We start from the raw sequence: 9924 nt of genomic DNA on the forward strand, positions 1-9924 counted from the left end.
TGTGGAGCGCGCCTTTAGACCGGAAAGAGGTTCGGCCTTGGAGGCAGGTGCGTTAGAAGCAGAAAGCCCCTATCAGTGATGTTAGGGAATCCCGCGCTGTCTCGCGTATAGCAGCGTCGGGAGGATGTCAAGTCAGTTAGGTACACCTGTCACAGGCATCTTGCCTGTGTTACAAAGGTATTATCTTTAACATTTGTACCTCACTATCCTTGAAAATGCTATATTATATCATGTCCGGATAATCACTCATCAAAAAACCTTTTCCCTTCTAACCTTTTCTTTCCTTCTGCCTCCTGCCTCCTGCCTTCTGCCTTACCTCCTCCAAAGTATAAGTATTCAACTGGACATGATATTACACCTTATTTTTTGGTCAAATATCAATATAGGAAGAATCTACGCGATCGAGCAAACGGCGATTAGCTTCCCACACGAGTTGGAATTCTTTGTTGCCCTGTAGGAATGGACCATGGAACTGCTTTGCTGTATGTTCACAAATCTCAGGTGATGGTATAATTGGCTTGGCGTTGCTATTTAATACATTAACCTGAATCTCGGACGCCTTATTCAGGTAGTACATATAGTAGAATGCCTCTGCAACTGTTTCACCTACAGTTAAAAGACCGTGGTTACGGAGGATTAAACATTTCTTGTCTCCCAGAGATGCCACCAGTCTTTCTCGCTCATCCAGGTCGAGTGAGATACCCTCATAATCATGGTAGGCAACTCGATTATAAAATTGCATTGAAATTTGGTTAAGAGGCAACAAACCCTCTTCCATCGCAGCAACAGCCATGCCACTAACAGTATGGGTGTGCATAATTACATGGGCATTAGGGCCACCTAAATGAATAGCACTGTGTATCGTAAATCCAGCAGGATTTACTTCCGCGTCTGCCGGGTTAATTTTGTTGCCATTAGCATCCACTGGAACCAAATTTGATCACATATTTCATCGAACATCATACCATAGGCATTAGTGAGGAATATTGGTGGTTCCTCTTTAATACGCACGGAAATATGGGTGTAGGTCATGTCTGTCATCCCATAATGGTGAATCAAGCGATAAGCAGCAGCAAGCTCTATGCGCAAATTTCGTTCTTCTTCGGAATAAAAGGGAGTTATGGGATTATTTAGGTTAGAACTTTTTGTCTTGACATTCATGGTTTAGTTTTTTTATATTTTCATTAATTTAGTAGTTACGAAAAACATTATAAGACACGATATTTAATTAGCATTAAACAAATTTACTTTTAGATATTAAATCACCATCCTTAAGGTCAGTTAATTTATAACCAAAGGAAGTTAAAGTACCATCGCCTTTAAATTTTACCAGAAAAGACATAATCTCCTCTGAATAAGATAATTAACCGATAGAAGCCAGCACAGGAAAAATTAGTAATTCCTTTCCGACTTGTTCTTGAATATCGCCGAGTGATAGGCTTCCATCCTTGCCATATCTTCTAGCATGATTTTGTGCGCTCGCATTGAGCCATACAAATCAAAATATTTGAAAGTCCTCTCGGCTTCGGGAGATTGTGTTGGTTCCATAAAATAGCTCCTTTCTTGTATAATTATAGCGGTTTTCACAAAGGTAGACTACAAAACTTCTGCCCTCTCTCTGCCTTCTGCCTTTAAGCCAAAATTTCTGTACTCTATGTTAATGAAAACTGCTATAAGGTGAATTTAGTCGATCGTCAAAAAGTCTTTCTTTGGCATAGACTTAACCACTATTGAGCAAACACCCAATTAAGACTTAGTAGTCCCGGTTTCGATCAATTGCATTCTCCAATGGTCTTCCCTTGTAACTGCAATTAATCGCATCTAGGATACTAGCAGCTCTTAGTAGCAATCGATTCCAAGATTTCAATAAACTCACAATCACGCTAAGTCGGATATTTTACCTGTTCAGTGGTAGTCACACCCCCTCAGAGTAAGGGCTTACGCCTAGTGTAAAAGGGTTTTCGACCCCTCATCCAGGTGTTGTACATTCCCCATATTGAACAGGGCAGTATGCTCTGGAACCTTGCCAACTTGGTATTTGAACTCAATGATGTTAAATCTCGGCTCATCCGGATATCGGCCAACAGTAATTGTTCCCAGCACCTGATCGCCTGGTGCAACTTTGAAACTTTCTTGGAGGGGGTATAGGTATTGTCCCCAGTGGTTGTAAGTTGGTCCAGGTCCTGTGTCGAGAACGACTCCGTTGGGAAAATCTGTCGTGAACCAGCCGAGAAATCCTGTAATTTCAGCATGCTTACTAATACTGTAGTTGAAATCTTGGCTGAACTGGACGAGTGTGGTCGGATCGACAGTGGCACAGTCAAACTCAAGCACTTTCTGTGGTGTCGAGGCGAGATTGTTTGGGGACAAATAGTTGACGCGGATATTATTTTTCAAAAAGTAGTCTGACAAATCCTGCACCAGTTCATCTGTGAAACCGGAGTAGTCCACATCAAGACTCTGAAGATTACTAACCGTTTCCTTCCACTCTGCTATCTCTTTTTCCAACTTTAACTTGACAACATTGGTGCGATCGCTATCATTCCCTGGTGCGTAAAGTCCAAGGAGAATTGTGGCACGGGAAGGCAACATCAATCCACCTGGTTTTAGCCATTTGTCGCGAGCATATGCCACGCTATCAAACATCGATTCTTTGAGCAAAAAGCAGCCCATCCATTCGCTGACGATTACATCTACGGGTTCAGGTATTTCCACTTCCTCTATTTTTGAATGGATAATTGTCACCACATCTGACAGATTTGACGACTGGACTAACCGTCTGGCAAGTTGAGCTGCATTACTGGCGTCCACAGCATAAACACGTTTTGCACCAGCTTTAGCCGCCCAAACAGCTAATACACCTGTTCCAGTACCGACATCAAGGATAACCTTGTCCGCAATCATTTCCGACTTGTTCTTGAATATCGCTGAGTGATAGGCTTCCATCCTTGCCATATCTTCTACTATGATTTTGTGCCCTCGCATTGAGCCATACAAATCAAAATATTTGAAAGCCCTCTCGGCTTCACGAAGTTGTTTTGGTTCCATAAAATAGCTCCTTTTCTTGTATAATTAAGATGAATTTAGTCGATCGTCAAAAAGTCTTTACTTTGGCATAGATTTAACCACTATTGAGCAAACACAAAATTAAGACTTAGTAACCCGGGTTTCGATCAATTGCATTCTTCAACGGTCTTCCCTCGCGACTGCAATTGATTGCATCCAGAATACTAACGGCAAACTCTTCAGCCTGACCTATAGCAGCGATATAGGGAGCATTGACTTAATCAGAGAATAACGATATAATACGTTAACAAGCATACTTTTAGACAAGTTGCACTCACCCATATATGAAATCCATTAGAACAAAGCTGAAACTAAATAACAAACAGAAAACTCTGATGGCTCAACACGCTGGCTATTCACGTTGGTGTTATAACTGGGGTTTAAGTCTGTGGAATGCTGCTTATAGAGATGGTTATAAGCCAAATGTCCGTAAGCTTAGAGAGGTTTTTACCAATCATACCAAACCTCTTTATCCTTGGATGAAAAACTTGTCATCTAAAGTTTATCAATATGCTTTCATCAACTTAGGTGAAGCATTTAAGAGGTTCTTTCAAGGGTTGGGTAAACGCCCAAGGTTTAAGAAAAAAGGTAAACATGATTCTTTCACAATTGATAATTCTGGAAAGCCAATAGAATTAAACGGGTGGAATCATAAATTACCTTTTATTGGTGTGGTCAAAACTTATGAACCCATTGAGGCAACAGCTCAAAAAATGACTATTAGTAGACAAGCGGGTGATTGGTATCTTAGCTGTAGCTATGAATTTCATCCTCACACTACACCAAAAAAAACTGATGTTATCGGTGTAGATTTAGGTGTAAAAACATTAGCTACTTTAAGTGATGGGAAAGTATTTAAAAGTGTAAAATCATATCACAGATTTGAAGCTAAGTTGTCTCGGCTGCAATACCTACATCGTCATAAAAAGGTTGGCTCTGCTAACTGGAAAAAAGCACAACTGAAGATAGCTAGGCTCCATAGACGAGGAGCTAATATCCGCAAAGATGCACTTCATAAATTGACAACATATCTAGCTAAAAACCACAGCGTTGTTGCTCAAGCGAAGATTTGAATGTTAGCGGTATGTTAGCTAACCACAAGCTAGCTAAGTCTATAGCCGACCAAGGCTTTTATGAGTTTCGGAGACAGCTTGAATATAAAACTCACTGGTACGGCTTTGAATTAGTAGTCGTTGATAGATTCTTTCCATCATCAAAAACTTGCTCGAACTGCGGTCATGTCCAAGATATGCCCTTAAATGTGAGAACTTATGACTGCGACAATTGTGGGGTATCTATAGACCGCGATCTGAATGCAAGTATTAATTTAAGAAATGCGGTCGGCTTGACCGTTAATGCCTGTGGACGGAGTGCTGCCGACAGTAGGGACGTTGCATGCAACGTCCGTACAGCAGGAAGTAAACATTAAAATGTCGCTATATGACGTTTTATATCGGTTTTATGAAGCAGTTACTATAATGCGCGGATGAGACCAAAAAGGATCGTCCTTTGGCAAGGGTTCTTGATGAAATACGTCCAAACAGGCCCAGACAATTTGACCCGAATCTAATGCACTCAATTGGGATGCCATCGGGCAGGTCAGGGTCTACTAAAATCCCTTCTACGCCGGTTCCTAGGGATATAATCAGCTTCAAATTGGGAAATCTTTGCATCACTCCCAGTGGGGGACACCATGCCAGCACAATCTCAATCTCTTCAGGTTTCCCGCATTCCGGCCAGATTCGTAAATCTAGATTGGGCTTGCGTTTCTTCAACTCTGCCATTAATTGTGCAAATAATTCCTCTAAATCAATGTTTGCCAGTAGTAGTGCTGTCATATTCATTTGCATTTGCCGTTAACTCAAGCTTAAGCTCGAAACACCAAGGGAATGCGATCGCAAGTGTTCAGGGTTGACTTTTGCAAGGAATTCTGCTATCCTCCTTACTCCCTCGGACACATCTTGACCGCTTTTAGTAAAGTTAACGCGCAAAAAACCAGGGTCGGTTTCAGCAAAATCCTTTCCCGGAGCAGTAGCAACTGCATAGTCTTTGGCGAGTATCGATGCTGCTGTCATGGAGTCCATCCCTTCAGGCAGTTGTATGATGCCATAAAATCCAGCCTGGGAATTTCTGAGTGCTGGGACATAGTAGCGATCGCAAGTGGCCAAGAAGAAATTGTGGCAGGAACGCAAGTAGCTTTGATGAGCCTTTAGCAGTCTTTCTGCCAACAGTTGTCCCATCAGATTCGGGCAAATATTCAACAGGACTTTCACACTCTCGGCAGCTTCAGCATGGCTTGGCGGTACAATCAGAAAACCGATACGCAATCCCGGAACGGCAAAGGACTTGGAAAATCCATTGACAACGAAATGTTCCCCAGACAGTTGCGTCCCACTGGGAGCGAAATCCCCCGCAAAGGTCATTAACTGGTAAACTTCGTCGAAAATGACTGGAATACCGAATGAAGCAATTTCTGCTAGTATTTCCAAACTCGCTATATTTCCGTGGGGATTTCCCGGAGAGTTGACGATTATGGCAGCGGTTTTGGCAGTTATCAAATCCGGCAGTCGGTCAGGTAATAGGTTAAACTCTGCATCCAGGGGTGCCGATATCGGAATGCCACCAAACATCTTCACAATTCGCGGATAGGCCGCATATCCAACCGCCGGTATAATGACTTTGCTACCTGGGCGCACCAACAGCCCCAGGGCCAAGACTAATGCACCAGTCGCCCCATCAGTTATCAATATCTGTGACACTGGGAGATGCACACCTAAGGTCGAGGCGTAAAAGCTGCTAATTTTTTCCCGCAGTGACATTTGTCCGGCAATATCCCCGTAACCTAGTACTTTTTCTAGATCTTTTGCCTGTAAAGTCAGGTCAAGATATTTTTGAATCGGGAAGTCCGATTGACCAAAAGCTAGAGAAATGGGTCGGCAGTGGGATTGGTTTCGAGCTAACAGAGTCGAAATCTTGTCAATTCCCATGGGCGGAAATGTCAGTATTGGGCTTGGCATGGATTAAAGGGAGTTATGGGATTATTTAGGTTAGAAACAGTTTATTTTTTTATATTTTCATTAGTTTAGTCTTCACAGGAAACTGTCATGAATGCTACTAAATTAGGACTTACGCAGTACAACATATTTTCGTCATTGCGACCGACAGGGAAGCAATCTCAAACCCGAGTTTTTCGTGCCTCATGCGTAAGTCCTGTAAATTTCATTAGCATTAAACAAATTTACTTTTAGAGATTAAATCACCATCCTTAAGGTCAGTTAATTTATAACCAAAGGAAGTTAAAGTATCATCACCTTTAGATTTGATCAGGGAGTATAGACCATCAAGGAAAATTTTTGAGTAGCGAGCTTGGGAATCTACAAAACGCATCGTGTATGCCATTCTTGATTGTAATTTTCCTTACCTGCTTTCTGTCTGTATCAATAAAGCTTGATTCAAAAGTGAGGGTGTCTTTTTCTACCTTAGTTAAAATCAAACGAATGGGAATTCCTGGTAAGGGAAGGTTCCCAAGAAATTGGGCAATTTTTCTCCAAGTCCGTTGTTGTGGAGGACATTGAACTTCAAAATCTTTGGTATAGATTTGGGACATCAGACAAATATATTAATTTCAATATCAGACGCTTAACTATAGCTTAAAGTATCATTGTCAAGTAAACTAAATAATTAAAATAATTACAAAATGTAAATGTGCCTTGATTCTAAACTTTTGATAGATGGATTAATGACCAAAAAATAATTCCCTCGGATATAGGATGAAAAAAATAAACTTTAGTATTTCAAGGTTCTGGCTTTAGCTGGAGCTACTAGCGTGTCTAGCTTGAAAATGTGGGTAAATTTGAATCAATGAAGACTTCTCCCCCGACCCCTTAAGTGCAAGGAGAGGGGAGAATACTGCCCCCCTTCCCTTGCACTTAAGGGGGTTCGGGGGTTAGGTTTTCCCACAATTTTAGCCTAGACACGCTACTACTGATAATTGATAATTGATAACTGAAATGACCATTACTTATACATTTTTGGGTAAAGGTGGCACGGGTAAAACAACTATTGCATTTGCCACTGCCAAACGATACGCCAGCCAAGGTAAACGAGTATTATTTGTAGGACAAGAACCTGCTTCGACATTATCTTTAATATTAGGTGCAAATATTGGTCCAGAACCTACAGAAATAGACTCAAATCTCAAAGCAGTCAATATTCAGGCAGCAAGTTTACTAGAAAGTGGTTGGGAGGAATTGAAAAAATTAGAAGCTGAATATCTCCGTACACCCTTCTTTAAAAATGTATATGGTCAAGAACTGGGAGTATTACCAGGAGTAGAAGGAATTCTGACCATTAATGTTATGCGGGGATATAGTGCTAGTGGGGAATATGATGTAATTATTTACGATGGCACGGGAGATAAGGAGACTTTACGACTTTTGGGTTCGGCAGAAATTATGAGTTGGTATATTCGTCGCTTCCGTCAAGTTATTCTGGACTCAGACCTCTACAAAGCTATTTCTCCATTTGTTCAACCTATTAGTAGTGCTATTCTGAATGTTGATTGGACAGGGGATAATTTTTCTCAACCCACTGAAAAAATTAATGAACTATTAGATAATGCCAAATCTACTATAGCTGACCCAAATAGGGTAGCAGCATATTTGGTTACTACAGATGATAAAGCAGCGATCGCCACGGCAAGATATTTATGGGGAAGTGCTCAACAAGTTAATCTGACTGTAGGAGGGGTAATTCTCAATCAAGCAGACTTGGTAGATAATATTACTGCTGAATTTACACCATTATCCGTAGCTCCGATTCCCCGTCGTTCTACTGAAGACTGGAAACCTCTAATGGATGCTCTGCCAGATTTTAGTCAAGCAGTTAAGGCTCCTAAACCAATTATCATAGATATTGAAAAAAGTCAAGTCAGTTTATTCTTGCCTAGCTTTGACAAAAAACAAATTGGACTTACGACTAATGGGCCAGAGGTAACTATTGAAGCGGGAGACCAGAGAAGAAATATTTTCCTTCCTCCACCCCTGAGTGGAAAACCTGTTCGTGGTGCAAAGTTCCAAAATGATTATTTGATTATTTCTTTTTAGAGGGAGTAGGCAGTAGGGAGTAGGGAAGATGGGGTGATGGGGAGTAGTAAAAAAGATTGATTTTTTGCTTTGCTCAAAATTTTATAGTGATTTTCAGAGATATTAACCACACAGTCAAAACTAAAATCTTCAGGACTTACGCAAAATATCGAATCATACGCTATATGTAGTGGCGATTCGCGAATCGCCACTACAAGATATGGTGGTTCTGCGTAAGTCCTGATCTTGTAGGGACGTTATCAAATCACAAAACATTTTATGGCGCTTTTCATTTGAGTAAGCCACAAAGTAGGGACGTTGCATGCAACGTCCCTACAGGGTTATCATTTTTTTATGTTGTTTATTGACCTGAAAATGGCTATAAGGTGTATAAGAGGACTTATGCACAAACAGGGTTGATGAACTAAAATTTGCAATTATCTTGCAATAAACCCGGTTTCTTGGTTTGGAAGCGTGTTCTATACAAATTACTTTTACTAATCAAAATAATTAAATTCAAATGACTAATCAAGAACAAAAACAAGAACAAAAAGAAGTTGAAAATAGCACTGCTAAAACCAGACAATTATTAGGAATGAAAGGTGCTGCAAGTGGAGAAACTAATATTTGGAAAATCCGTTTGCAATTAATGAAACCGATAACTTGGATTCCTTTAATCTGGGGAGTAGTTTGTGGAGCTGCATCTTCAGGAAACTACACTTGGAATCTAGAAAATTTCTTGATGTCTGCTGCTTGTATGTTATTAGCGGGACCTTTAATGGCTGGTTATACACAAACTTTAAATGATTTTTATGACCGGGAAATAGACGCTATTAATGAACCTTATCGACCTATTCCTTCTGGTGCAATTTCTATTCCTCAAGTTGTGACTCAAATTGTTGTTTTGTTACTAGCAGGAGTTGGTTTATCGTATCTCCTAGATTTGTCTGCTGGTCACGATTTTCCAATTATTACTATGCTTTGTTTGTTTGGTGCATTTTTGGCTTATATTTATTCGGCACCACCACTGAAGTTAAAACAAAATGGTTGGTTGGGAAATTATGCTTTGGGTTCTAGTTATATTGCTTTGCCTTGGTGGACTGGTCATGCTTTATTTGGAGAGTTAAATTTAACTATTGTAATTCTGACTTTGTTTTATAGTTTTGCTGGATTAGGAATTGCGGTAGTTAATGATTTTAAGAGTGTAGAAGGAGATGAAAAGTTAGGTTTAAAGTCACTTCCAGTTATGTTTGGTATTGGTACTGCTGCTTGGATATGTGTATTAATGATTGATATTTTTCAAGCTGGAGTTGCAGCTTATTTAATTAGCATTCAAGAAAATTTGTATGCTGTGATTTTATTGTTAATGGTAATTCCTCAGATTACTTTTCAGGATATGTATTTTCTCAGAAACCCTCTAGAAAATGATGTGAAATATCAAGCAAGCGCTCAACCTTTTTTAGTATTAGGTATGTTAATTACAGGTTTAGCTTTAGGTCATGCAGGAGTTTAATTCAGTTATCAGTTATCAGTTATCAGTAAGGAAGAAGTAAGAATTCATTAATTGATAATTGATAATGGGTAATTGATAATTACAAGAAGGTTAAAACCGTACGGGAATTGAAGAACGGGAAATATCCTAGCACTTTTTTTCCCCTATCCAAGGGGAGGCTTCAAGGCGCGAATTATTAATTAGGTAAAAAGGAAGAAGTAGGAAGGAAGAAGTAGATGTAGGGTGGGTTAGGCGGAAATAATCTCACAAAATAAAATAATA

At 40.1% G+C, this 9924-nt stretch carries 8 protein-coding genes and 1 pseudogene; 3 read left to right on the top strand and 6 right to left on the bottom strand.

Annotated features, from left to right (window positions below):
* Window positions 1–370: 370 nt before the first annotated feature.
* The 3 genes from F6K22_RS11270 to F6K22_RS11280 all read right to left on the bottom strand — a co-directional run bounded on the left by F6K22_RS11270 (window position 371) and on the right by F6K22_RS11280 (window position 3048).
* Window positions 371–925 (bottom strand): class II aldolase/adducin family protein, encoded by a 555-nt coding sequence (locus F6K22_RS11270; RefSeq protein WP_293097164.1) that lies wholly within the window; start codon window positions 923–925, stop codon window positions 371–373.
* Window positions 880–1161, bottom strand: coding sequence for a class II aldolase/adducin family protein (locus F6K22_RS11275; RefSeq protein ID WP_293097166.1), 282 nt, complete (start codon window positions 1159–1161; stop codon window positions 880–882). The genes F6K22_RS11270 and F6K22_RS11275 overlap by 46 nt, the downstream gene beginning before the upstream one ends.
* 783 nt (window positions 1162–1944) lie before the next feature.
* Window positions 1945–3048, bottom strand: a complete 1104-nt coding sequence (locus F6K22_RS11280; protein WP_293097169.1) for a methyltransferase domain-containing protein — start codon at window positions 3046–3048, stop codon at window positions 1945–1947.
* Between the two features lie 302 nt (window positions 3049–3350).
* Between F6K22_RS11280 and F6K22_RS11285 the strand changes: the two are divergent.
* Window positions 3351–4495 (top strand): annotated as a pseudogene (locus F6K22_RS11285) (RNA-guided endonuclease InsQ/TnpB family protein).
* A gap of 19 nt (window positions 4496–4514) precedes the next feature.
* Here F6K22_RS11285 and F6K22_RS43455 read toward each other — a convergent pair.
* From F6K22_RS43455 to F6K22_RS11300, 3 genes are all read right to left on the bottom strand, one after another.
* Window positions 4515–4910 (bottom strand): Rossmann-fold NAD(P)-binding domain-containing protein, encoded by a 396-nt coding sequence (locus F6K22_RS43455; RefSeq protein WP_293097172.1) that lies wholly within the window; start codon window positions 4908–4910, stop codon window positions 4515–4517.
* A 12-nt stretch (window positions 4911–4922) separates the two neighbouring features.
* The gene (locus tag F6K22_RS11295) at window positions 4923–6083 is read right to left on the bottom strand and encodes a pyridoxal phosphate-dependent aminotransferase (protein WP_293097175.1); all 1161 of its coding nucleotides are present in this window, start codon (window positions 6081–6083) and stop codon (window positions 4923–4925) included.
* Window positions 6084–6406: 323 nt separating this feature from the next.
* Window positions 6407–6673 (bottom strand): hypothetical protein, encoded by a 267-nt coding sequence (locus tag F6K22_RS11300; protein WP_293097178.1) that lies wholly within the window; start codon window positions 6671–6673, stop codon window positions 6407–6409.
* A 403-nt stretch (window positions 6674–7076) separates the two neighbouring features.
* Here F6K22_RS11300 and F6K22_RS11305 point away from each other — a divergent pair, with 403 nt between their 5' ends.
* Both F6K22_RS11305 and chlG read left to right on the top strand, forming a co-directional pair.
* A complete protein-coding gene (locus tag F6K22_RS11305) occupies window positions 7077–8171 on the top strand; it encodes a Get3/ArsA fold putative tail anchor-mediating ATPase NosAFP (RefSeq protein ID WP_293097181.1) in 1095 nt (364 codons plus the stop codon).
* A gap of 499 nt (window positions 8172–8670) precedes the next feature.
* Entirely contained in the window at window positions 8671–9663 is a 993-nt protein-coding gene (gene chlG / locus F6K22_RS11310) for a chlorophyll synthase ChlG (protein WP_293097184.1), read from the top strand.
* Window positions 9664–9924: the final 261 nt, after the last annotated feature.

This window comes from Okeania sp. SIO2F4 (genome assembly GCF_010672385.1).
GTDB lineage: Bacteria > Cyanobacteriota > Cyanobacteriia > Cyanobacteriales > Microcoleaceae > Trichodesmium.

Bases quoted from the DNA above. Each gene is read 5' to 3' on its own strand.
- chlG (WP_293097184.1), top strand. From the start codon at position 8,671: ATGACTAATCAAGAACAAAAACAAGAACAAAAAGAAGTTGAAAATAGC.
- F6K22_RS11295 (WP_293097175.1), bottom strand. From the start codon at position 6,083: ATGCCAAGCCCAATACTGACATTTCCGCCCATGGGAATTGACAAGATT.
- F6K22_RS43455 (WP_293097172.1), bottom strand. From the start codon at position 4,910: ATGAATATGACAGCACTACTACTGGCAAACATTGATTTAGAGGAATTA.
- F6K22_RS11280 (WP_293097169.1), bottom strand. From the start codon at position 3,048: ATGGAACCAAAACAACTTCGTGAAGCCGAGAGGGCTTTCAAATATTTT.
- F6K22_RS11300 (WP_293097178.1), bottom strand. From the start codon at position 6,673: ATGTCCCAAATCTATACCAAAGATTTTGAAGTTCAATGTCCTCCACAA.
- F6K22_RS11275 (WP_293097166.1), bottom strand. From the start codon at position 1,161: ATGAATGTCAAGACAAAAAGTTCTAACCTAAATAATCCCATAACTCCC.
- F6K22_RS11305 (WP_293097181.1), top strand. From the start codon at position 7,077: ATGACCATTACTTATACATTTTTGGGTAAAGGTGGCACGGGTAAAACA.